This is a genomic window from Ensifer sp. Root558 (assembly GCF_001427045.1).
Taxonomy (GTDB): Bacteria; Pseudomonadota; Alphaproteobacteria; order Rhizobiales; family Rhizobiaceae; genus Ensifer; species Ensifer adhaerens.
Map to the genome: position 1 here is coordinate 110,661 of NZ_LMGC01000008.1, position 23,037 is coordinate 133,697.

The window sequence follows — 23,037 nt, forward strand, 5'->3', positions numbered from 1 at the left end:
AAAGTGCGCGGAGATTCCCGGAGGATCGTACAAAACCAGGGAAATATACAATACTGGACAAAAGCGCTCCAGTTAATAGCGGCAATGTGGGACAACGACTTCAAGACGGGGACGTCCGGCGCGGCTTCGATGCGCAGCGGACGGGAAGACGCGATGCAGTTCGGCGACCTCCAACGGCATTCATGGGGCCAATCGCTTCCGCGTTTACGTAAATTGGAAAATGGACATGGATATTCAGATAAGCCGCAGCCCGAAGCAGGCGCCGATCCGCTACCGCAACGCGCTTCTCCTTGGTTGCACGACACTCTTTGCCTTGGCGCCTGCCCTGTCGTTTGCACAGGAGGCAGACACGCAAGGCGGTGCAACGACGCTGGAGAAGATTGTCGCCGAAGTAACGAGGGGCGGCAGCGTGCTGAACACCGATGGCGATTCGAAATCGATCGTCGCCACGGAAACCACCGGCGTCGGCAAGATGCCGACCGATATCCTTGTCGCGCCCGCCTCGGTTTCCGTCATTACCTCAAAGGAAATTGAAGAGCGCGGCGCGGACACGGTCGAGCAGGTCGTGCAGTATACGGCCGGCGTGGTGACCGACTTTTATGGTTCTGACGACCGCTTCGACTATTTCGACATTCGCGGTTTCACGCCGTACACTTATCGCGACGGCCTGGCCATCGGCAGAACTTTTGCCGGGGTTCGGGAAGAACCCTACGCGTTCGAACGCATCGAGGTGTTGAAAGGCGCGAGTTCCTCGAGCTTCGGAGCGGCGGAGCCGGGCGGATCGGTCAACTATGTCACGAAGACACCGAAGAGCGATCGTTTCGGTGAGGTCTACGGCACGGGCGGCTCGTTCGCGCATAAGGAACTGGGTTTCGATTTCGGTGACAACCTCACCGCGGACGACACACTGTCCTATCGCCTGACCGGCAAGTTCCAGCGCTCGGATGCTGAGTACGACTATTCGCAGGATGACGAGAACTTCATCATGGGTGGCCTGACCTGGCGCCCCACCGACGCCACGAGCCTGACATTTGTCTTCGATCATCTCGACAAGGATGGCGTGCCCGGCAGCGGCGGCCATCCGCTCGGTACCGATTTCGACAGGGACATGTTTTTCGGCGAGCCGGACTATTATTTCACCGAAACGAACCGCAACACCTATAGTGTCCTCTTCGACCACGATTTCGGCAATGGCCTCAGTTTCAGCTCGAATGCGCGCTACAGCAACCTGAACGACGGGTTCGGCAGCGCCTATATCGGCAGCACACCGACGAACGGGTCGACCGTGGCCGGCCGCTATTTCTTCGGAAACGACAAATCGACCGAACAATTCGTCATCGACGCACACCTCATGTACGAGGCAGGTTTCGACAATGTCGAGAGCCGCACTCTATTCGGCGCCGACTACAACAAGTACTCTGCGGACAGCGCCAATTTCTATACGCCCGCACCGTCGATCGATTGGGAAAACCCTGTTTATTCAGGTGGACCTGGCGCGATGTCCCCCTATGCCAAGACCAACAACGACCAGCAGACCAACGCCATCTATCTTCAGCAGGACTTGACCTTCTTCGACAAGCTGACGGTCAGCGTCGGCTTGCGCAACGATTGGCTAGATCTCAGCGAGACAAACCTGCTTGCAGGAACCACACGGAGTGGCAACCATAGCGAATTCACAACGCGCGTTGGTGCGAGCTACAAGATCACCGAGGAGCTAGCCCCCTATATCAGCTACGCCGAGTCGGCGGCACCGCCCGCTGTGGGCAGCGATCCGACAACGGGAAAACAGTATGAGGTTGGCATCAAGTATCGCCCGGACGCATTTCCGGCCTTGTTCACCGCATCCGTCTACGATCTGACGAAGGGAAACATCACCGTCTTCGACCAGGTCACCTATCTGCCGCAAACGGTCGACAAGGTCCGACATCGCGGTTTCGAACTCGAAGCCAAGGCGGAGGTGACAGACAACATCAGCGTGATTGCCGCCTATAGCTACATCGATTCCAAGATCGAAGAACCCGGCGGCGCCAATGACGGCAACCGGCTGATGCGCGTTCCCAAAAACATCGCTTCGGTGTGGGGTACCTACACGCTGGAAGGCGAAGGTGCGCGCGGCGACATGATGTTCGGGCTCGGGGCTCGCTTTACGGACGCCTACTACACCAACATCACCAACACGACGTCATCGGACAGCGCAGTCGTGTTCGACGCGGCCTTCACCTACAAGGTCCAGGAAAACACGACATTCCAGCTGAACGTCAACAATGTGTTCGACGAGAAACACGTGGCGAGCAAGGACACCGGTGCGGTGTACTACAATCCGGGACGCAGCATACTCGCGACGCTGCGCCAGACTTGGTAGACATGGGTCATCCCGCCCGCGATATGCCGGGCGGGATCCTCACGATTGCCGGAATTGCCGCATCCGCCGCCAAGCCGCCGGCGTTTCGCCAACGATCTGGCGGAAGACTTTCGTCAGATGTGCCTGATCGGAAAAGCCGAGCTGGGCGGCGATGCTGGCGACCGGAAGATCACTTTCACCGAGCAGTTGCTTCGATAACTCGATACGCTTTGAAAGCTGCCACTGCCATGGAGTGGTACCGGTTGTTTGCTTGAAGACATTTGCAAACCAGCTTTCCGATAGACCGACGACGGCAGCCATATCGGCGACCGACATGCGATAGTCACCAAGCGCATCGACATGCGAGACGAGCCGGTTCATCTGCGCCTGCGTCAGCCTGCCGTCGGCCCTTTCCTCACGATTGGCCGGAATATCCAGAAGCCCGGCGACGATGCTTCCTATCAGGCTTTCGGCATAGACTTCATGCTTGGAGGGGGTCCTGATCTCGTCGGCCAGCAGTTTCGCCAGAGCGTCGATCGCAGCCACGTTTTGAAGCTCGACCGGGCGGCGCAACGCCGACTGCGCTACAGAACTCCCGACCGATGGAGCCAAATAGCGCAACACCCGATCCTTATGGAGATGCAGGTTGAGGTGGGAGAAGCTGTGCGCCCTCCGGCTGCCCGTCCACAAGGGGATACCGGCCGGAACATATACGGCGCGCGCCATGGGGCGCGAATTCCTCGTCAGATCGTTGTCCAGATTCGAGATGCGAACGTTCGGCGAGACGTCGTTGAAGAAGAACATGATACGCGGATCGTCCGCGAGGTAATAGCCGCTGGCACCGACCTGGCTTTCCGCCTCCCAGAGAACGCTGACCATCCCATCATACTGGCGCCATTGGACTGGTGCCGTGACCCGGATGCCTTCTGTTCTCCAGGACATTGAATGCCAGAAGCCCATTTTTCGATCAGCTCTTCCTCTTCAGGTGTCAGATGCCTTGACGGTCAGGGAAATGCACTGTTGCTGACACCGTCACCTCAGATTGTAAGTTGACGCTAATTGTCATATTTACCTGGGTGTGGCAAGCCGACCTTCCCACGCTCGTCTAATGTCCGAACAGGAGTCCACCCCGTCGGGGGACCCGCGAGTTTCGCCGCCGAAAGCTCGCCTCATGCGCTGATGCTCATCGACATAGAGCGTCGTCAATTCGGAAAGTTCGCTCGTCAGTCCTACCCGGGGGTGCCGGCAATGGTCCGCAGCGCGGACACGTTTTCGCCACACTTTCCGCGGCCGGCAAGATAACCTTCGCAGGACAGTCAAGAATTATCTTGCTATGCGACAGTTACGGCAAACGCAAAGCGGGATGAAAAGCGCATGTCAGCCTCCATCGATCATTTAAAACGTAGGCCGAAAACCCCTCTCCACAAGGGCACTAAAGTGCGCAACAGTCATCGTGGGACGCAAGCAAGCTTCGTCGCCGGGATGGCACGCCGGTCGCGAACTCTAAACCTTTTGCGAAGACTTCAGACCCATCGTTGAAGACGCGTCACCCTCTCATACTGACAACCCGAAGTTGGGAAGGCGATCTGGCGCCGTTCGACCTCTTGAGACGAACACATTTTCCACCAGAGCGAAACTTCCTGGGGGCGCATCTCACGATGTTCCGCCGGCTACCGGGACAGCAAATAAATCAGATTATTGAGCAGCTTGGACGGGTCGCTGAAAGCACAGGCGTTATTGTGTGCGATCGGATTGAAACGCGCCTATCCTCCCAATGCCTGGGAGATAGCTGCCCAATCCATGCAGGCCGATAGAACTCAAGTCGACCGACGTGCGCCGATCTGAGACACCGCCATGCGGGATGAGCGCATCGACACAGGTCGTTAAGCCAGACGGTAAGGTCGCGCGCAGGCCGACAGCTCGTTCTTGCCATCGACACGACCGCCCCTACATTGCCAAATCATGGACACGCATCGAGCATCAGGCGTTTCACCAGCAAGCGGTGTTTCAACACAAACAGGCCCTCAGCGATTGGCGCCCACGGTTGTCAACGAAATCGACCGCCTGCTTGCCGGACGAACGCGCGACATCCGTCTGAACGCGGAGCTTTCCCGCCTCTTCCGGATGCGGTCGTGGCCACAAACGTCGAAGATCATTCGCGCCTGGATGGTTTGGGTGGTCATTCTCGATGTTCTGACACTGGCTGTAAACGCGGCCTTGCTGCCGTCTGAAGCCGTCATGAAGATGCTTCTTCCAGCATCGATCCTGCCACCTGCAGCCATCGTTACGGCGATCGTTTTCATGAAGCCGCGCGGGCTAAAGATGGAGGCCTTAGCGCTCCACCTTGGCATATTCTTCATTCTGCTTTCAGTCGCACTGGTCGGCGTCACAACGGGCGGTGAATACTACGAACGACATCTGACGATCATGCTCTTTGTCGCCGTGACCGCGATCATCATATTCCCGGTTCCGCTCGAGTGGTCGATGGCGATCGCCGCCTTCGCGCTAGGCCTCTATCTCGTCTTTCAAGTCCAAAACCCGGATATCGCCGCCGAGAATGCGCTGGCGGGCGCCCTCTTTTTCGCAAGCGGCGTGATTGCGACCGTCGTCGCGCGCCGGACGGCAGGCATCCTGGCGCACAAGACTTTCCTGCTTGAACTGCGCGATCGGTCTCGCCTTGCCGATTTAACGGACGCAAATTCGCGGCTCGAGCTACTTGCACGAACCGACCCCCTCACCGGCATCGCAAATCGGCGCTGGATGGTGGAAACGCTCAATCGTGTGTGGAGCAGCGGCGTCGCGCAGACTAAAGGTGCGGCGATACTCATGTGCGATATCGACCACTTCAAGCAGCTCAACGACAGCCTCGGGCACTCGGAAGGCGACCGGTGTCTGGTCAAGGTCGCAGGCATCATCCAGAGCAGCATGCGCGACGAACGCGATCAGGTCGCGCGTTATGGCGGCGAAGAATTCCTGGTCCTCCTGCAGGACGCCAATGAGGAGGATAGCGTGTCGGTGGCCGAACGTATTCGACGGCGCGTCGAGGCTGCGTCCTTGCCGAACCCCAGATCGACCGTCGGCGCCTATGTCACGGTCAGCATTGGACTGGCGGTCCTGAAAGACGGCCATGAGGTGGGCTCATTTGAAGCCCTGCAAGGGCAAGCGGACGAAGCCTTGTACGCAGCCAAGAAAAATGGGCGCAACCAAGTGACCCTTCACGTGCCACCCCAATCTGCCCCTGCCTGAGCTTTCGGGTATCGCGCTCGGCGCGGGCTGCTTTCGCCGGAAGAGCCCAGCACTAAATCTTTCGCCTTGAAGCGGGTTGAACCGCCGACACCTGCTTATTTTTTGCGCAGTGCTATTGGTGCAGCACTGAAAAACGGTCGAACCGGTCCCCGCTGATTGGTCCACGTGCTTGGATTGACGTTGCTATCGGCAATTTTGTGGAGGACAATGACGGATCCTGGATCTGAGAGGCGACAGCCATTGGACTTCGAGAAAATCGGCCGAGCACGCCTCATGATACGGCTGCCACGACACCGCAAACAGCTCTCAGAATTGCGATTTCTGGCATTGAGCACTCTGATCGAAGCCTACGGCCTAGCTGTAGTCACTCGCAATGAGTTGAGCGAGCATGCCATGTCTGATGAACCGCTGAAGGCTGAATACACCGACAAATGCCAGGCGATCGAAGACGAGGTGGTGACGTTGCTCACTAATATAAGCCCTCGTTTCGTCAATTAACTCCAGCTGGGGCATTGGCTGCGTTGGGCAAGACCCCGACCGCCACCTGCAGCGCTTACTGCAATCACGCGTTAACCGTCACGCGAGGCGCTCACGGCAAACGACAAAACAGCCATCGATGTCATCTATCGCCACGACTCCGAGGAGCGCCATGTCCTGATGGATTTCCGATTTTAGGATATCGATAGCTTTACGGATAGCTGGACTGCCGGCGACAACCGCCGCGTAGAGGAAAGGCCGCCCGACAAAAACGAAGCGTGCGCCCAACGCCAGTGCCTGATTATATCGGTGCCCCGCCGGAAGCCGCCGTCGACCATGACAGTGGTTTTGTTGCCGATCCGCGCAACGATCTCAGGAAGCGCGCTTAAGGGCGACATGGTGCCGTCGAGTTGACGCCCGCCGTGATTAGACACGATCAACCCATCCGCGCCCACGTCATGCACGCGCGAAGCGTCGGCTGGATGCAGAACACCTTTGACCACGAGTTTTCCCGGCCAACGCGCGCGAATACGCTCAAGGTGGTCCCAATTCAGGTGATCCCGCCGCCCGAATTCGCGCATTGATGTTCGACGAAATGATCGGCGCTCCACGGTCTGCGTAGGAGTTCTCAAAATGCGGGACGCCCTGCGTCACCAGAGTGCGTAGAAAGGTGCCGATCGTCCATCGCGGATGGGAAATGCCATGCCACGCCAAACGCAGGCTCGGGCGCAGGGGAGTAGAAAAGCCGGCGCGTACATTGTTCTCGCGATTTGCCAGTGTCGCTGTGTCGACCGTGAGGACCAGCGTCTGAAAACCGGCGCGTTGCACGCGGTCGACAAGTGCATCAATCCGATCGGGTTCTCCTGGAAGATATGCCTGGAACCACGAGCCCGGGGCGGCACCAGCGACGTCTTCGAGCCGTGTTAGCGACGATCCGCTCATGATCATGGGAATTCGACCCTTTTAAGCCTCCGCCCGTCGCGGAGGCTTAATCATCCATAGGGGGCCGACGTCCCTGACGAAGGTTTTGCGTCAGTCCCTATGGCCGATCCCTCGCCGAGCTTGCTTCTGTCCGCAGTTCGAGCTGGGCCGCTGCTCAATAGAACTGCTGAGGGGCCGTCGATCCCTTCTACTTTGCGGTGGATCCCTTTTCATCACGGAGCCGCTTTTGTGATCGCGTCAAAAGGCGCACCCCAAATGCCGCCGGCACCCGACACTCACGACCGATCATCGACGATTGACCTTGCCCCAATGTCCTAGCCAGTTTTGAGTTCGCTCCAGCGGAAGCCGGCGCAACCGGCCGCAGAAGTTTACCTGGTGGTTCGCGTGGCCTTTGCCTTGCCAATGTGGGTACCGGTCCAGATGTCTTTGAGAAGTGGTCCGCCGACAAGCCAGCCCCAATGCCCGGCCCAGCAACGAGCGGTGCATTGCGTGGGTTCGTCGAAGATGTTGCCACATTCAAACTGCTAGCGCCTGGTCAGCCGCGAGCGCGCTCGGGCGCAGATATTTTTCACCCAGCCACACGATTCCCAAGTTGACAGATATCAACATTTCGTCCAACATAAATATACAACGTCTTCTAATGTTGGACAATAGGAAGAAGGAAGAAATTTCGAATGGCAGTCCGCCCCCTTTCATCCGTGCTGAAGACACTTGCTGCATTCGACTGTGTCGCGGCCGCCGCGGAACCGATGCGGCTGGCCGAGGTCGCCAAGCAGCTCGGAGAAGCCCGAGGCGCTGCCCACCAGCGCCTCGTCACGCTGGTCGAAGCGGGCTGGATCGAGCAGACGCAGGACGGTCGCTACCGGCTGACACTGCGGGTCGTCAGTCACGCAGCGATGGCGTTGGAGCAGTCCAACCTCGGCGCGCGCTTTGCGGGGGTTCTCGAGGAAATGGTGACGCAGAGCGGTGAAACGGCTTCGCTTGCTGTCCTCGATGGCAAGGATGCGGTCATCGTTCGCCGGGTGGAATCGCGCGGTGTTCTTCGGGCCGACCTCAAGGTTGGTGCGCATCTGAGACTTGATCGCACGGCATTTGGCCGCGTCCTCGCTTCGCATGCACGCCCGGAAATCATCGAGCGCCTTCGGGTGCAGGGCGTGAGCCTGCCCGATGACGAGATGATGACGCTGGTTCGCCAGCAGGGATACGCAATTTCCGAAGTCGAGGGCCCGCGCACTGTCTCGGCTGTGGCCGCCCCGATCCTGGATGCGCAGGGCGAGTGCATTGGAGCACTGGCCCTTTCGGGCCCGTTCCAAGGTTTTGACACTGAAAAATGCGCTGGGATCGTCGTCGCGGCAGCGGCGGCGAGCTCTGGACGCATGCGAGGAGACCAATAAATGACTGCCCTTAGAAGACCTGCTCCGGAATCGGACACCCACCGCATCGCGCGGCTAATGCGTTCAGCCGGAGAAATGATGGCGCCCGAACGCCTGGCCGCGATCCAGCCGTCGCGTGTCAGCGCATCTCGCGCATTGCTCAGCCAGGCAATCCGCGGTCGCTGGCAAATCCAGTGCAAGCGCTTCGAGATCGATGAGAAGGGCAACGGTGTCGCTGAATACCGCATCGATATTGGCGGATGGCGCTTCAGCTTTCCCGTCTATTCCTTTGAGCCCTCACCCCACGGCCGCACCGGCCGCATCATTGGCCGGGCCTGGGACATGATGGGCGCGCTGGTCGAAGGCGATATGAGCCGGGCCGATTTCGAGACGACGCGCGCTGAGCTTCCCAAGCTCTATGAGGGACGCGCCACAGCCGGCACGCTCATTTGGTGCCGTTCCAACCGCAGCGGTCGCTTCTTCGAGAGTGCACGCCAGGCGCTTGCGTCAGGAAGGCAGCCGGACGTCGCTGAGCTGGCGCAGACCTGCTACCTCATGCGCAACACAGGTCTCGACGGCAACGGCACGTTTGGAACCAAGACATTCCTTGCCTTTGAAAAAGATCACCCCCTGCGCTGGTCGCTCGCCGCGCAAATGCTGTGCGCCTACATGATGCGCGTCTTTGCCCAGGACCTGCTGCAGCACCTTGTGCGCCTTGGCTCACCGCAGGGTCCCGACATGGCCAAGGACCTTCGCCGTTTCCTCGGCGTCGGCAACGGCTCGGCTCTCGGCCTGATGCTCTTCGTCAACAACCACCCGCGGCTGATCGAACGCTGGCTCTTTATTCGCGAAGAGGCCATTGCGCGAGCCAAGGCGGTTCTTCCTGATGACTCTGGTTCTGAGATTGCCAAGCTGCTTGCCCTCGTCGACAAGGCGATCATTTTCCGCAGCCAGGACCGTGCGGCCTACGAGAACTTCACGCGCTCCGATGTGCTTGCTGAAGAGCTGCAGACCATCCGGCGCGCTGTCGCCGACCTTCTGCAACGCTGGCAGGGGGGCAACCGCTTCGAGGCAGAGCCCTTCGCAGAGCTTGCGGCCTCGCTTGAGGGCCGCGTTCACGCGGAGGCGATGGAAACCCTTCATTCGCTGCTGATCGAACTCGTCCCCGATGAAGCCGACGCCCTGGTCGGGGGCCTGGTCATCGATGAGGAATTGACGGGGCGCCCGGAGATGCCGGTGCACCGGCTGCGCGACCTGGTTCGCAATGACTATGCATGGGCGTTCAATCTTAATCTCGAGGTGCCGGCCGGCGAGCGCTACGTCTGGTACAAGTCAGTGACCGCGGAAGAACCGCGTCGCGGCCTTGCAACGGAGGTCGGTCACGATGTCGTCAATCTCGGCCTCGACCTGCCACGTCTCGTGGTGGCGCTGGACCGCGACCTTTCTGCGGTTGACCCCAACCTCAGCACGGCGCGCTTCCTGTTCGCCCATCCGCAGCACCGCGCCATCGTCACCCGCGTCCAGGCGCTTGCCGGCACCAGCCTGCATTCGCCGCACGCCGACATCATGAGCGGCTCGTTTACGCCAGCCCATATCACCCGCCTTCTCAATGTCGGCATTCACGGCATCGACAAGACACGCGACTTCCTCGACCGCAACCTGCGCGGCGTCCTGTTTCATGGCGCGCCTCTTCCCGAAGACATTGCTTCTGGAAACGCCGACGCGCTGTGGTTTTATCCTGCGGAGCCAAGCCTGTGAGCACCTGCCAGTCCAACCTTTCGAACTCGATGACTGTGAGCCTGCGCGAGATGCGCATGGTGTTCGAGCGTCTCCTCCAGGTCACGCGCATCGAAAGCGGCCTCGTCCCGGCCCTTAGGGATTGTGCCGTGTACTCTGCGGCCCTCGGTCTTGGCGGCTTTTCGCGTCTGACCGCAACGCTCGAGACGATCAGCAAGGCCACCCCAAAGGCCCTGTCACTCGACGTATCGGGCGACCCCGTCATCGACTGTGGCGGCCAGCATGCCTGGCTCGCCGCCGATGCAGCGCTCGAGCTCGCGGTCGAAAACATGAAGACAGGCGGCAGCGGCGTTGTCACCGTGCGTAACGCCAAAGACATCGGCGAACTCAAAGTCATCGAGGCACTCGCGCAGCGCTTCAGCCTGAAGGCAACAGTCGCCGTCGACGTCGACCGCGCGGCTATCGCCGTCACACAAGCGCCTGATCCCGATGAAATCGCCCTTCTCGACAAGATCCGCCGCAATGGCGTTGCCGTGGACGCAGCGACTTGGTGGGAACTCTACCATCGCTCGGCGGAAGCCCTCGCGCCCGACAGCTATCTTTCGCGTCGCCATGCCGGCCCGATCATCGTCGAGGCCGACGGCAAGGTCATCGGCCGCCAGGACGAAGACGAGACCGATTTTTCCCTGCTTCTGGCCGACGCGCCCAAGAGCGCTGCTTCCGGCAAACACTGAATGGAATAACCATGATCATCGATGCTCTGCAATGCGGCCACTTTGACCGCTCGTCCTTCCAGGCCCTGAAACGCGGCGGCTACAGCGCCGTCACCCCGACGCTCGGCTTCTGGGAGGGGACAATGGAATCGCTCGATTCCCTTGCCCGCTGGCGCGACATGGAGCGTGAGAACGCCGACATCATCCTGATCGCCCGCACCGCCGCCGATATCGAGCGCGCCGAGCAGGAAGGAAAGCTCGCTGTTGTGCTCGGCTATCAGAACTCCAATCTCTTCGAAGACCGCATCGCCTATGTGGAGTTCTTTGCCGAACTTGGTGTGCGCGTTGTCCAGCTAACCTACAACAACCAGAACGAACTCGGTGGGTCCTGCTACGAGGAAAATGACAGCGGCCTGGCCCGGTTCGGCCGGGACGTCGTGCGCGAAATGAACCGGGTCGGCATACTGGTCGATCTGTCGCATGTCGGCGACAAGACGACGCTGGACGCGATCGAATGGTCGCAAAAGCCCGTGGCCATCACTCATGCCAACGCCGCCTCGCTCTTTGAGCACAAGCGCAACAAGTCCGACCGCGTAATCAAGGCGCTTGCCGCCCGCGGTGGTGTGATCGGTTGCGTAGCCTACCGCAACATCACGCCCGCCAGCGCCTGCGCCACGGTCGACGGCTGGTGCGAGATGGTGGCGCGAACGGTCGATATCGCGGGCGTCGACCACGTCGGCATCGGCACCGACATTTCCCACAACCACACCCAGCGTGACTACGACTGGATGCGAAAGGGCCGCTGGACACGATCCGTTCAGTACGGCGCGGGTTCGGCGGCCACGCCTGGAGCCGTGCCAAAGCCGGAATGGCTGCTGAAACCGGAAAACCTTCAGGACGTGGCGCCGGCGCTTCTTCGGGTCGGTTTCAATCAGGAAGAGGTGAACAAGATCCTCAGAGGCAACTGGCTGCGTCTTTACGGTGAGGTCTTCCGCGCCGACTGACCGATTAGGGAAACGAAACTCCAACGAAAGAAGGGCCGCCGCCAGACTCGCGAGCGGCCACGGGGAACAGCAATCAACGACCGTTCGACTAAGGAGAACAACGAATGGACACGTTCAAGAAAGCATCGGTAATACCGATGTCGCGACGCGCAGTGCTCGGTGCTGGCCTTTTTGGGGCCGCCATGCTTGCCTCACCCCTCGTGCGCCGCGCAAGTGCTGCGGACAATGTACTTTATGTCAACACCTGGGGTGGCGACTGGGAAGTTTCCGTCAAGAAGTTCCTCTTCGATCCGTTCACGGCCGACACCGGCATCGAGATCCGCACGGTCTCGCCGATCTCATTCGCCAAGCTTGCTGCGCAAAAGACGACCGGCGTCTTTGAATTCGACGTCACGACACTGGGCGTGGCCGACGTCGCCCGTGCGAATGCAGCCGGCCTCTTGGAAACGCTCGGAGACCATGTCGATGCGTCCAAACTTTGGCAGGGCGCCATCTATGAGAACGGCCTCTCGACCCACGGCTTTGCCACGCAGCTCGCGTTCAACAAAACCAAGTACCCGGATGGTTTGAAGAACTGGGCCGACTTCTTCAACGTCGAGAAATTCCCGGGCAACCGCAGCCTGCAGCGCCACGCCGCCCGCGTTCTCGCAATCGCGTTGCTCGCCGACGGCGTTTCCCCGGATCAACTGTTCCCTTATGATCTCGACCGCGCTTTCGCATCGCTCGACAAGGTCAAGGACAACGTGCGTGTCTGGTGGACGGCAGGCCCGCAGGCCCGCCAGATCCTGACCGACGGCGAGGTCGACATGGCCGGCCTTTGGGACAGCGATGCCGCCGGCGCGAAGAAGGCTTCGAAAGAGCCGATCGAGATCGTCTGGGACCAGGCGATCGTCGACCAGGCGTGCTGGATCGTCGCCAAGGATAGCCCGCGTGCCGAAAACGGCTTCAAGCTGATCAGCCATATCGGCCAGAATGCCGAAGGCCTCGCGAAGTTCTGCATCGCCGACCAAAATGGCCCGATGAACCCGAAATCGTTCGATTTCATCCCAGCTGAGGTGGCCAAGACCATGCCGACTTATCCCGATCACCTCGCCCGCGCCGTCATGCTTGATGGCGCCAAGCTGACGGCACAGATCGACGAGTTGAGCAGCCGGTTCGAGAGCTGGGTCGGTCTTTGATGCAACCCTCCCGGTTCCGCGAGAAACGGAACCGGGTTGGTCTAAGAAACAGGTGCATTGCCTAGGGACGGCCCGCCGCCGCCATGGGATCGGGGTTTCCCGATCGGTACTGAGGGAGCATTGACATGAAACAGAGATCGTTTTCGCCCATTGCGGAGGGGCCGATACCGCTGATGGCCCCGGCAGCGGTCTTCCTTGCGGTGTTCTTCCTGGTGCCGCTTGCCTATGTCGGCTGGATGAGCATCTCGCAGCCGGTGGTCGGCCTGCAGAACTTCGCACGGCTTTTACATTCGAGCCTGTTTGCGTCCGTGCTCTATCAGACGTTCAGGACCGCCTTCCTGGTCACCGCTCTTGCGCTCCTCTTCGCCTATCCGCTCGCCTATGCTGCGGCCAACGGATCCAAACGCTTCGCCACCTTTCTCCTGACCGTGGTCGCCCTTTCTTTCTGGACGAGCTATCTCGTGCGCACCTATGCCTGGATGGTCATTCTCGGCAACCAGGGGCCGGTCACGGCACTCCTTACCTGGCTCGGCTTCGATCCTGCGCCGAAGCTACTCTTCACCACCTTCAGCGCAACGCTTGCCATGACCCATGCGCTCATTCCTTTCATGACCATGTCGCTGTTCTCGGTCATGAAGCGCATCGATCCTCTCTATGTTCGCGCTTCGGAAAGCCTCGGCGCGAGCCCGCTTCGTGCCTTCCTCGCAGTCTATCTGCCGCTTTCGGCACCGGGCATCGTCAACGGTTGCACGCTCGTCTTCATCTCCTGCCTCGGCTTCTACGTGATGCCCGTGCTGCTCGGCAGCCCGCGCGACCAGATGATCGCAGGTATCATCGGCGACCAGATCGAACAGACACTCGACTTCGGGCTTGGCTCGGCAATCTCGATCGTGTTGCTCGGTCTGACGCTCGCAGTTTACGCGCTCTACAACCGCTTCTTCGGACTTGACCGGCTATGGGCACGAGGTGGCCGATGAACCCGTTCGTTCGCGCGCTTGCGCTCCTCATCGCTTTTTTTGTCGCTGCACCGATGTTCATTGTCATCCCAATGTCGTTCAGCTCGGCTGCGTCGCTGACCTTCCCGCCGCCCGGCTACACGCTTGCCAACTACATCAACTTCTTCTCGGACCCCAACTGGACTGAGCCGCTCATCAACAGCGTCATCATCGGTCTTGGAACGGTACTGGTGACGCTCTGCCTTGCGATCCCCGCGTCCTTCGCACTGGTGCGGCATATCTTCCTCGGCCGTGAATTGTTCAATCTCCTGATCATGCTGCCAATGATCGTGCCGACTATCGTCATGGCGCTCGGCTACTACATGTACTTCGGTCAACTTCGCCTCGTGCAGAGTTACCTTGGCGTCATCCTCGCCCATAGCTGCATCGCCATGCCGATGGCGACACTGATCCTGACGGCGGCACTCAAAGGGTTCGACCGGTCCGTCGAGCGGGCTGCCATGAACCTTGGCGCGTCGCCCTTCACGACATTCCGGTTGGTCACCTTCCCGATCCTGCGTCCCGCCTTCACCGTAGCCGGCCTCTTTGCCTTTATCGCTTCCTTCGACGAAGCGGTGATTGCGCTGTTTATCTCCGGCCGCGACAGGGCGACCTTGCCGCGCCAGATGTTCAACGCCGTCCGCCAGGAGGCAGACCCGACCATCTCGGCGGCATCCTCTTTCCTGTTTCTCCTCGTTCTGGCTGGCGTCTGCGTCTGGCTTGCGCCGCAATTTGTGCGTCGCCGGTCCGGGACCACACGTCAGCCGCTCGAAAACGACGCCACCAACACCGCTGCGGCGGCATCCTGATCAAGGAGCACAGCCATGAACGCCCGTTCTCTCACACTCCGCAACGTCAACAAGAGCTACGACGGCAAGCATATGGCGGCCGACAACGTTTCGCTCGACATCAAGGCTGGCGAGTTCGTCTCCTTCCTTGGCCCCTCCGGCTCCGGCAAGACCACGACGCTGATGATGATTGCCGGCTTCCAGCATCCGACGAGCGGAGAAATCCGCCTCGGCGAACGCGCCATCGACAAGCTGCCGCCGCACAAGCGCAATATCGGCATGGTCTTCCAGAACTACGCCCTCTTCCCGCACATGACGATCGCCGACAACGTCGCCTTTCCCCTGCGCATGCGCGGCGTGGAAAAGGCCGAGAAAGAACGGCGGTCGCGGGAGGCACTGGCGAAGGTCGGCCTCCAGGGCTTCGAGAAGCGCATTCCCTCGGAACTATCCGGCGGACAGCAACAGCGTGTGGCCCTTGCCCGCGCACTCGTCTTTGAGCCCGATATCATTCTGCTCGACGAACCGCTCGGCGCGCTCGACAAGGCGCTTCGCGAGCACATGCAGGTGGAGTTGAAGCGCATCCACCGCGACCTCGGCGTCACCATGGTCTACGTCACCCACGACCAGTCGGAAGCCATGACAATGTCGGACCGGATCGCCGTCTTCAACGAGGGGCGCATCGAACAGGTCGGCACCCCAAACGAGATCTACTTCGCGCCGAAGACCCGCTTCGTCGCCTCCTTCATCGGCGACAGCAACATCCTCGCCGCTTCCTCGCTTGGCGATGGCCGCTACGAGACGCCAGTCGGCGTCGTCGACACCAAAGCCGCAGGCGGTGACCGCAACAGCAAAGCCGAATTGCTGTTGCGCCCCGAGATGATCCGCCTCGCCGATGGAGCGGACCCAAGCCGTCAGGCGATGAAGATCGACAGCACTATCAACTATGGTGACAACCTGCTGGTCATCGGCAAACTCGGCGCGCAAGCGATCCGCATGCGCGTGCCCGGCGTCGATGCACGAAGGCTCGACGGTGCTTCCGAGTGCCACGTCACCTGGCGCAGCGAAGATGTGCACGTCATCGCCTGACAATCGCAAAGCGCAATCAAGCATACCCTGGAGCCTGCCATGAACGACCGTCCCAACTCCCTTCACGCCCTGGATCGGCAAAGTCTCGTGCACCCCTACACCAACCTTGCGGTTCACCAGGAAGTGGGGCCGCATGTAATCACCGGTGGTGAGGGCATTTACGTCGTCGACGATCAGGGAAAACGTTACATCGAGGGTCTTGCTGGCCTCTTCTGCGCGGGGCTCGGCTTCAGCGAGCCGCGTTTGGTGGAAGCGGCGACGCGGCAGCTGAAGACGATGCCATTCTATCATTCCTTCGCCCACAAATCGACGGAACCGGGTATCCGCCTTGCAGAGAAGCTGCTCGAAATGGCGCCGGTACCCATGTCGAAGGTCTTCTTTGCCGGTTCCGGTTCCGAAGCGAACGACACGGCGATCAAGCTGGTCTGGTACTACAACAACGCGGTCGGACGGCCTGAGAAGAAGAAGATCATTTCGCGCCGCAAGGCTTACCATGGCGTAACGGTGGCGACTGCAAGCCTCACGGGTCTTCCGTTCAACCACCGTGATTTCGATCTGCCGATCGCCAACATCCTCCACACCGATTGCCCGCATTACTGGCGGTTTGCAGAACCTGGTGAGAGCGAGGAAGATTTTGCAACCCGGCTTGTCTCCAATCTCGAGGCTATGATCCTCGAAGAGGGTCCGGAAACGGTGGCGGCCTTCTTCGCCGAGCCGGTCATGGTGTCTGGGGGAGTGATTACACCGCCGAAGACTTACTTCGAAAAACTCCAGGCGGTCTTGAAGAAGTACGACATCCTTCTGGTGGCAGATGAAGTCATCTGCGGCTTTGGGCGTACCGGTAACATGTTCGGGTCGGAAACCTACGGGCTGAAACCGGACATGATCAGTTGCGCAAAGCAGCTTTCGGCCGCCTACATGCCGATCTCCGCGCTGATGATCAACGAGACGATCTCTGACGTCCTCCTCGACCAGAGCCGCAAGATCGGAACATTCTCGCATGGCTTTACCTATGGTGGTCATCCGGTCGCCGCGGCCGTGGCTCTGGAGGCCCTGACTATCTACCAGGAGGTCGACATCGTCTCCCACGTCCGCGCCGTCGGCCCGCGCTTTCAGGAGGGCATACGAAAGCTTGGCGAACATCCGCTGATAGGTGAAGCCCGCGGTGTGGGTCTTGTCGCCGGCCTCGAATTCGTCAAGGACAAGGTAACGAAAGAGAACTTCCCACCTGCCTGGCAGGTCGCCAACCATGCTGGCAAGTTCGCAACCGAGCGCGGCGTCCTCACGCGTGGTCTCGGCGACATGGTGAGCCTGTGCCCGGCCATGATCATCTCGGAGAATGAGATCGACGATCTCATGGCCCGCATGCAGCTTGCTCTCGACGACACGCTTTCGTGGGCGCGCAGCCAAGGCTACATCGCGTGATGCCGGAGATCGACATGTCCACCCGTCCGCCACATTCCTATGAACGGCTCGGCATGCTGATCGGCGGCCGCTGGATTTACGAGACCGAGGGGCAGGACGCGGTCATCGACCCGGCAAGCGGAGCGGTCATCGGCTATTTGCCCTGCGCCACCGACGCCGACCTAGCGGCGGCCGTCGCCTCCGCGCAGCGGGCGTTCGGAAGCTGGAAGGATCGCTCACCGCTCGACCGCGGGCAGATCCTGCGGCGCTTCGCCGATCTTGCTCGCACGCACGCCGAGGAGGTCGGCCGCAACATGGTGCTTGACCAGGGCAAACCGCTGGCGGAAGCAATCGGTGAGATCCGATTTGCCGCCGACCATGCCGATTGGCATGCGGAGGAAGCGCGGCGCATCTATGGTCGCCTTATCCCTTCGCGAGATCCACGTGTACAGCAGGCGCTCACGCGCGAACCCGTCGGCGTCTGCATCGCATTTACCCCTTGGAATTTCCCGTTTAGCCAGGCACTGCGCAAGGTCGTGGCAGCCTTGGCAAGCGGCTGCACGATAATCCTCAAAGGGCCGGCGGAATCGCCCTCCTCCACGGTCGCGATCGGCCGGCTTATGCAGGAGGCGGGTCTGCCGGACGGTTGCCTCAATATCGTCTGGGGATCGTCTTCGCATATTTCCGAAACGCTGCTTTCGGCGCCCGAGGTGAAGAAGATCTCGTTTACGGGGTCCGTCGAAGTCGGCAAGCTGCTTGCTTCGCTCGCAGGCCGCCATATGAAGCGCTCCACGATGGAGCTTGGCGGCCACGCTCCGGTTATCGTCTTCGACGATGCCGACGTTGAAGCATCTGCCGACGCGCTTGCCGCGCAAAAGGTCCGCAATGCCGGACAGGTCTGCGTTTCGCCGACCCGCTTCTACGTTCAAACAGGAGCGTATGACCGTTTCCTAGCGCGCTTCGCCGACAAGGTGGCCGCCACGAAGGTTGGCTATGGCTTTGCCGAAGGAGTGCAGATGGGTCCGCTCTGCCACGCCCGCCGGGTCACGGCTATGGAAGGCTTCGTACAGGATGCCCGCGAACGGGGAGCGGAGATCGTGACCGGCGGCAGTCGCATCGGCGACGCCGGCTTTTTCTATGCGCCGACGGTGGTTGCCGGTGGTTCCGACGCGTTGCGGCTGATGAACGAGGAGCCCTTTGGACCCATTGCGGTCGTCGCGCCTTTTTCTGGTTTTGACGACGTGATGCGGCGCGCCAACAGCCTTCCTTTCGGCCTTGCGTCCTACGTGTTCACCGCCTCCAGCAGTCGAGCCCAGCACGCCGCAAAAGCGCTTGCCGCCGGGATGGTCAGCATCAATCACTTCGGCCTGGCGCTACCCGAAACGCCTTTCGGTGGCATCAACGACAGCGGCTATGGTAGCGAAGGTGGGACTGAAACCTTTGACGGCTATCTCAACACGAAATTCGTGACCCGCTTCGACGCGCGGCCCGAATGAGCAGCCTTACTTTCTTGGAGAACAAAATGTTTGAAGCCATCGATACCGGATCAGACCCCTCAGACGCGCCAGTCAGCGAGGTCGTGCGCGCCGGCAATCTCGTCTGGTCGGTCCATATTTCCGAAGACCCGGAGAATGGCGACCTCGTCACAGGTGACATCGAAACCCAGACGCGCCGAACGCTTGGAAATCTCGACATCGCGATCCGTGCTGCGGGCGGCACGCTGGCCGATGTCGTGCAGGTTCAGGTTTTCCTCACTGAAAGATCGGACGCACCAGGAATGAACACGGTCTACGCCGAGTTCTTCAAGGAGCCCTATCCGGTGCGTGCGACCGTGGTGGTAAAGGAGCTTTTGGCCGAAGGCCTTCGCATCGAAATCCTTGCCCACGCCGTTCTCGGCAACAGAGCTTAAAGTGGCCGATCATGTTTGAGAAAGTCGAAACCGGTATCGCTTCGTCAAAGGCGCCTTTGAGCGCTACGGTCAAGGCAGGCCGCATCGTGCGATCCGCGCATATTGCAAAGAATCCGACGACGGGCGAACCCATTACCGGTGACATCGAGACACAGGCACGCCAGGTGTTCCTGAACCTCCGACAGGCGCTCGAAGCGGCCGGCGGAACACTTGCCGATGTTGTGCAGATCCAGGCCTATCTCACGGATAAGGCGGATGCAGGCGGCATGAATAGGATTTACCGGGAGTTCTTTACTGCACCTTATCCGGTTCGTGCCACCGTCGTAGTCGATCTTCTCTCCAGCGGAATACGCCTTGAGGTACTCGCAACGGCTGTCCTTTCCTCCTCGGCGTGACGATGGTGTCTCGCCTGTTTGGCGCTGTCTGTCCAAAAGAGATAGAAGACGGCAACCGGCGGCACCGGCCTCTACCGAGAAAAGGGACCTGGTCCCTAACCAAGTCTTTTTAACAATGACAGACATGCCACGAACGTATGTGGAAACGCCGCCTTCCGTTCCTTCTTCATCCGTTGATTGGCTTCCACCACAGAGCGCTCATGCGTGATGTGCCGGTGGCGACCGAGAAGGAGATTGGAGACGAGGCGGCTCGGGTGACCGGTTCGTCCAAGTCATTCGACACGCCAGAATTCATGAAGGGCAAGTTCAGGGTCCGCGCCGGGGCGGCGCAAGGCGGCACCTACGGCAACTCAGTGCGAGAGGCGCTAGACGTGATCTATGCCCTCGACGGAAGCCGGCTCAAACCTTTGACGGTGCGGTTGCGCCGCAGAACAGGTGGGCTGAGGTTTTGAGCAAGGGGTCTTGCGGCGGCCGCTCCGAACCAAACGGTTCCCCACGAACACGAGGGGAGCATTGCGCTCCCCTCCCCGATGTCGTCACATCAGGCCTGACCAGGCCGATTGATGCTCAGGAAGTGTCGAACCACTGGCTTCTCCGGGCCTTTGTGATAGGTCAGAACCTTGCCCTGCAAGTCTGCGTCGGCGTTGGAAACCCGCTGATGCTGGCGAAGGTGTTCCGCCCAGGATTCCACCATGAACCACTCAACCATCTTTTCCGGGTCGGCGGAGTCTTCGGTCACGCCCCAGCCATAGGCACCATCGCGGCGACGTTCCTGGGAGAGCGTGTCGAGCGCATGGAGGAAGGCGCGGCGGTGATGTTTTTCGACCTGGTACTCGATCAGGATCAGGACGGGACCACGGTCATGAGCGACAGGTTCGGCAACAAGCGGTTCCGGCCAATGGTTCGAAGGCACCAAATCCACATCGCCGGCTGGCAGCTTCAGTCGGTGCATGATGAAGCCGGCGGCAAGCAGTCCGGCAGCGCCGATCAGCAGCGTCCCCTGGATACCCGCTGCTTCGCCAACTGCACCCCAGCCAAGGCTGCCGGCGGTCATCGCCCCGTTGAAAACGGTGAGGTAGACCGCGAGACCGCGACCACGCACCCAGTTGGGGAGAACGGCCTGTGCTGCGCCATTGAGGGTTGTCAGCGCGGTGATCCATGCGCCACCGAGGAACAGAAGGGCGATGATGGCAACCCACTTCGGGAGGGAAAGCGAAAGTACGGCCATGACGATCGCGGTGACAACGGCCGCCCCGAGCAACAGTCCATCGGCGCTCAGCCGGTCACGCAGCTTCGGCATGACCAATGCTCCTGCGATCGCACCGGCACCGACAGCGCCGAGCAGAATGCCGTAGAAGCTTGCGTCCCCACCCAGGAGTTGGCGGGCGACCAGCGGCAAAAGTGCCCAGACCGCGCTCGCAAAGGCAAAAAAGATCGCGGCACGCAGCAGGACGACATGCAGTGGACGACTGGCGCGGGTGTAGCGGAGACCGGCACGGAATGCGCCAAAGAAGTCTTCAGACAACGCATCGTTGGCGCTTTTTGCCCGTGGCCACCAGAGAAGCGCGGCGATGACGATGATGTAGCTGGCCACGTCGGCACCATAAGTGACGCCTGCGCCAAACGCGGCAAGCAAAAGTCCGCCTGCCGCGGGGCCGATCGATCGTGCGATATTGATCCCGAGTGAGTTCAGCGCCACGGCGCTTTTGACGTCTTCTCGCTTGACCAGTTCTGGAACGATCGCCTGCCAGGTCGGCCCCATCAGTGCCGCACCGATGCCGCCGAGGAAGGTCAGACCGATCAGTGCGCTGACGGAGAGCATTCCGGTCTGCGCCAGAACCATCAAACTGATACTGACGGAGGCAAGCAAGATCTGAACAGCAATCAGGAACTTGCGCCGATCGAGGATGTCGGTGAGCACACCGGCCGGGATGGCGAGCAGGAAAATAGGCAAGGTTCCCGCCGCCTGCACCATCGCCACTGCGGCAGTTGAAGCGGACAGGTCAGTCATGAGCCACGAGCTGGCAACGTCACGCATGAAGCTGCCGGTATTGCCCAGGACTGTGGCCGTCCAAAGGACCGCGAAAACCGGTTGAGCCAGGGGAGCGAAGCTTCCGCCGACAGATTTTTTGTCGCTCATTTGCGATCTCCTTTTGTCAGATCGATTGAGGCGACAATGACGAATGCGCCGGCGAGGCCGAGATGCTCGAAGAAGGCATTGCCGGCCATCGTGCGATCCATGCCCGGTGCCATTTCCCAGAAGCGAAGGGCAATGAAGGTTGCAAGAAGAGTGAACCCCGCGAGTGACAGCGCGCCAGCCCAACGCAGGATGCCTGATACCACCATGGCCGAAGCCGCAAGCTCAAAGCCGATGACAGCAACCGCGAAGAACGCCGGCGGATGAAGACCGAAATGCGCCATCTCGGCGATCGCGCCATCAAAGTCGAAGGTCTTGGCAAGCGGCCCCTGAATGTAGGCGGCGCAAAGGGCAAGCAGCGCCGCGGTCCGCATTGCGGGAGCCGCGATGACTTCGGCAAAATGCCCACGGATTGAAGAGGTCGGGTGATGGATCATTTTTGCTCCTGCGATCGTCGCTGTCTCTGAAACCGGCTATGTGGTTCGTCTGATAGAGCGATATTGACCGGGAAGTTCCCTACCAACAATTGCATCAATATTTGCTATTTAATTGCATTTTTTGCAACAATAGAAGCGCATTGCATGTGCTCCAGCCAAACACCAAAACGGGCAGCGACCGAGCTGCCCGTTTTGGTGTTCATGCATGATTTGCGTGCCTTCACACCGCCCAGCAGGAGCATCCAAGCGCGCCGAAGAAACCCTTAAGGTCGGCGATCGGCAGTTTCGACGTCCAGGCGCCGGCATGATCGTGGCCATGNGCACGACGTGATCGCGGTGCGCCGGAGCGAGCGCTTTCCGGCGCCCTCGGGCTCACCCCAGGCGGCATAACCGCCGAAGGTGCGGACCGGCGACCAGTCGGGCATTGCCGGCGGCACCTTGTTCTCGTCGTGAGAGGCAAGTTCGCCGGCCGCATAGACGATCTTGCCGCCGACCATCGTGAGCTCTGACGTGAGGAAGGAAATCTCGTCCTCGGCGCAGTTGAAAAAATCCTTGTTCGGCACGATGAGGTCGGCGAACTGCCCTTTCTCAATCCGGCCTTTCTTGCCTTCCTCGTTTGAAAACCACTGCACTTTCTCGGTCCACATCCGAAGCGCCGTCTCGCGATCGAGGCAGTTGGCGCGCGGGTAGAGCTGCATGCCGCCGACAGTCTTGCCGGTCACCATCCACGACAGCGAAACCCAAGGATTGTAAGAGGCGACGCGGGTAGCGTCTGTGCCGGCGGAGACGTTGACGCCCTTTGCCAGCATCTTGGCCACCGGCGGCGTCGCTTCAGCGACACCATGGCCGTAGCGCTCGACGAAGTACTCGCCCTG

Annotated in this window: 19 protein-coding genes and 2 pseudogenes; 16 read left to right on the plus strand and 5 right to left on the minus strand. The window is 60.3% G+C overall.

The window, feature by feature from the left end:
* Window positions 1-220 precede the first annotated feature (220 nt).
* Window positions 221-2,362 (plus strand): TonB-dependent siderophore receptor, encoded by a 2,142-nt coding sequence (locus ASD63_RS11130; RefSeq protein WP_060529280.1) that lies wholly within the window; start codon window positions 221-223, stop codon window positions 2,360-2,362.
* A gap of 39 nt (window positions 2,363-2,401) precedes the next feature.
* Here ASD63_RS11130 and ASD63_RS11135 read toward each other — a convergent pair whose 3' ends face one another.
* Entirely contained in the window at window positions 2,402-3,301 is a 900-nt protein-coding gene (locus ASD63_RS11135) for an AraC family transcriptional regulator (protein WP_060529281.1), read from the minus strand.
* Window positions 3,302-4,372: 1,071 nt separating this feature from the next.
* Between ASD63_RS11135 and ASD63_RS11140 the strand changes: the two genes are divergently transcribed.
* Window positions 4,373-5,587 (plus strand): diguanylate cyclase, encoded by a 1,215-nt coding sequence (locus ASD63_RS11140; protein WP_060529282.1) that lies wholly within the window; start codon window positions 4,373-4,375, stop codon window positions 5,585-5,587.
* A 240-nt stretch (window positions 5,588-5,827) separates the two neighbouring features.
* Entirely contained in the window at window positions 5,828-6,085 is a 258-nt protein-coding gene (locus ASD63_RS11145; protein WP_127890887.1) for a hypothetical protein, read from the plus strand.
* 78 nt (window positions 6,086-6,163) lie between these two features.
* Here ASD63_RS11145 and ASD63_RS11150 read toward each other — a convergent pair.
* Window positions 6,164-7,018: pseudogene (locus ASD63_RS11150) on the minus strand (alpha-hydroxy acid oxidase); the annotation flags it as partial.
* A gap of 662 nt (window positions 7,019-7,680) precedes the next feature.
* Between ASD63_RS11150 and ASD63_RS11155 the strand changes: the two are divergent.
* The 13 genes from ASD63_RS11155 to ASD63_RS11215 all read left to right on the plus strand — a co-directional run bounded on the left by ASD63_RS11155 (window position 7,681) and on the right by ASD63_RS11215 (window position 20,040).
* Window positions 7,681-8,400 (plus strand): IclR family transcriptional regulator, encoded by a 720-nt coding sequence (locus ASD63_RS11155; protein ID WP_029742651.1) that lies wholly within the window; start codon window positions 7,681-7,683, stop codon window positions 8,398-8,400.
* Window positions 8,401-10,137: a hypothetical protein gene (locus ASD63_RS11160; protein WP_060529283.1), complete on the plus strand. Its 1,737-nt coding sequence runs from the start codon at window positions 8,401-8,403 to the stop codon at window positions 10,135-10,137.
* Window positions 10,134-10,850, plus strand: coding sequence for a hypothetical protein (locus tag ASD63_RS11165; RefSeq protein WP_034802081.1), 717 nt, complete (start codon window positions 10,134-10,136; stop codon window positions 10,848-10,850). The genes ASD63_RS11160 and ASD63_RS11165 overlap by 4 nt, the downstream gene beginning before the upstream one ends.
* Before the next feature lie 11 nt (window positions 10,851-10,861).
* A complete protein-coding gene (locus ASD63_RS11170) occupies window positions 10,862-11,833 on the plus strand; it encodes a dipeptidase (protein WP_034802078.1) in 972 nt (323 codons plus the stop codon).
* A gap of 104 nt (window positions 11,834-11,937) precedes the next feature.
* Window positions 11,938-13,011, plus strand: a complete 1,074-nt coding sequence (locus ASD63_RS11175; protein WP_029742656.1) for an extracellular solute-binding protein — start codon at window positions 11,938-11,940, stop codon at window positions 13,009-13,011.
* Between the two features lie 125 nt (window positions 13,012-13,136).
* Entirely contained in the window at window positions 13,137-13,988 is an 852-nt protein-coding gene (locus ASD63_RS11180; RefSeq protein WP_060529284.1) for an ABC transporter permease, read from the plus strand.
* Window positions 13,985-14,815, plus strand: a complete 831-nt coding sequence (locus tag ASD63_RS11185) for an ABC transporter permease (RefSeq protein WP_060529285.1) — start codon at window positions 13,985-13,987, stop codon at window positions 14,813-14,815. The genes ASD63_RS11180 and ASD63_RS11185 overlap by 4 nt, the downstream gene beginning before the upstream one ends.
* Before the next feature lie 15 nt (window positions 14,816-14,830).
* On the plus strand, window positions 14,831-15,880 hold the full coding sequence (locus ASD63_RS11190; protein WP_060529286.1) for an ABC transporter ATP-binding protein: 1,050 nt from the start codon (window positions 14,831-14,833) through the stop codon (window positions 15,878-15,880).
* Window positions 15,881-15,919: 39 nt separating this feature from the next.
* Window positions 15,920-17,305 carry an aspartate aminotransferase family protein gene (locus ASD63_RS11195; RefSeq protein WP_051659610.1) on the plus strand — a complete coding sequence of 462 codons (1,386 nt, stop codon included), beginning with the start codon at window positions 15,920-15,922 and terminating at the stop codon, window positions 17,303-17,305.
* Between the two features lie 14 nt (window positions 17,306-17,319).
* The gene (locus ASD63_RS11200; protein WP_034802112.1) at window positions 17,320-18,780 is read left to right on the plus strand and encodes an NAD-dependent succinate-semialdehyde dehydrogenase; all 1,461 of its coding nucleotides are present in this window, start codon (window positions 17,320-17,322) and stop codon (window positions 18,778-18,780) included.
* A 26-nt stretch (window positions 18,781-18,806) separates the two neighbouring features.
* Window positions 18,807-19,193, plus strand: a complete 387-nt coding sequence (locus tag ASD63_RS11205) for a RidA family protein (RefSeq protein WP_060529287.1) — start codon at window positions 18,807-18,809, stop codon at window positions 19,191-19,193.
* An 11-nt stretch (window positions 19,194-19,204) separates the two neighbouring features.
* Entirely contained in the window at window positions 19,205-19,588 is a 384-nt protein-coding gene (locus tag ASD63_RS11210; protein ID WP_034802064.1) for a RidA family protein, read from the plus strand.
* A gap of 200 nt (window positions 19,589-19,788) precedes the next feature.
* Entirely contained in the window at window positions 19,789-20,040 is a 252-nt protein-coding gene (locus ASD63_RS11215; protein ID WP_234798841.1) for a hypothetical protein, read from the plus strand.
* An 89-nt stretch (window positions 20,041-20,129) separates the two neighbouring features.
* Here the strand turns inward: ASD63_RS11215 and ASD63_RS11220 are convergent, their stop codons facing one another.
* The 3 genes and pseudogenes from ASD63_RS11220 to ASD63_RS11230 all read right to left on the minus strand — a co-directional run.
* Window positions 20,130-21,728, minus strand: coding sequence for an MFS transporter (locus tag ASD63_RS11220; RefSeq protein WP_060529288.1), 1,599 nt, complete (start codon window positions 21,726-21,728; stop codon window positions 20,130-20,132).
* On the minus strand, window positions 21,725-22,162 hold the full coding sequence (locus tag ASD63_RS11225; protein ID WP_034802058.1) for a DoxX family protein: 438 nt from the start codon (window positions 22,160-22,162) through the stop codon (window positions 21,725-21,727). Before ASD63_RS11225 ends, ASD63_RS11220 begins: the two co-directional genes overlap by 4 nt.
* 320 nt (window positions 22,163-22,482) lie before the next feature.
* Window positions 22,483-23,037 (minus strand): annotated as a pseudogene (locus tag ASD63_RS11230) (amidohydrolase family protein); the annotation flags it as partial.

What these genes read in the sequence shown, in the direction of transcription:
- ASD63_RS11130 (WP_060529280.1), top strand. Translation starts at nt 221, where the DNA reads ATGGACATGGATATTCAGATAAGCCGCAGCCCGAAGCAGGCGCCGATC.
- ASD63_RS11135 (WP_060529281.1), bottom strand. Translation starts at nt 3,301, where the DNA reads ATGGGCTTCTGGCATTCAATGTCCTGGAGAACAGAAGGCATCCGGGTC.
- ASD63_RS11155 (WP_029742651.1), top strand. Translation starts at nt 7,681, where the DNA reads ATGGCAGTCCGCCCCCTTTCATCCGTGCTGAAGACACTTGCTGCATTC.
- ASD63_RS11160 (WP_060529283.1), top strand. Translation starts at nt 8,401, where the DNA reads ATGACTGCCCTTAGAAGACCTGCTCCGGAATCGGACACCCACCGCATC.
- ASD63_RS11170 (WP_034802078.1), top strand. Translation starts at nt 10,862, where the DNA reads ATGATCATCGATGCTCTGCAATGCGGCCACTTTGACCGCTCGTCCTTC.
- ASD63_RS11175 (WP_029742656.1), top strand. Translation starts at nt 11,938, where the DNA reads ATGGACACGTTCAAGAAAGCATCGGTAATACCGATGTCGCGACGCGCA.
- ASD63_RS11180 (WP_060529284.1), top strand. Translation starts at nt 13,137, where the DNA reads ATGAAACAGAGATCGTTTTCGCCCATTGCGGAGGGGCCGATACCGCTG.
- ASD63_RS11185 (WP_060529285.1), top strand. Translation starts at nt 13,985, where the DNA reads ATGAACCCGTTCGTTCGCGCGCTTGCGCTCCTCATCGCTTTTTTTGTC.
- ASD63_RS11190 (WP_060529286.1), top strand. Translation starts at nt 14,831, where the DNA reads ATGAACGCCCGTTCTCTCACACTCCGCAACGTCAACAAGAGCTACGAC.
- ASD63_RS11195 (WP_051659610.1), top strand. Translation starts at nt 15,920, where the DNA reads ATGAACGACCGTCCCAACTCCCTTCACGCCCTGGATCGGCAAAGTCTC.
- ASD63_RS11200 (WP_034802112.1), top strand. Translation starts at nt 17,320, where the DNA reads ATGTCCACCCGTCCGCCACATTCCTATGAACGGCTCGGCATGCTGATC.
- ASD63_RS11205 (WP_060529287.1), top strand. Translation starts at nt 18,807, where the DNA reads ATGTTTGAAGCCATCGATACCGGATCAGACCCCTCAGACGCGCCAGTC.
- ASD63_RS11210 (WP_034802064.1), top strand. Translation starts at nt 19,205, where the DNA reads ATGTTTGAGAAAGTCGAAACCGGTATCGCTTCGTCAAAGGCGCCTTTG.
- ASD63_RS11215 (WP_234798841.1), top strand. Translation starts at nt 19,789, where the DNA reads ATGCGTGATGTGCCGGTGGCGACCGAGAAGGAGATTGGAGACGAGGCG.
- ASD63_RS11220 (WP_060529288.1), bottom strand. Translation starts at nt 21,728, where the DNA reads ATGAGCGACAAAAAATCTGTCGGCGGAAGCTTCGCTCCCCTGGCTCAA.
- ASD63_RS11225 (WP_034802058.1), bottom strand. Translation starts at nt 22,162, where the DNA reads ATGATCCATCACCCGACCTCTTCAATCCGTGGGCATTTTGCCGAAGTC.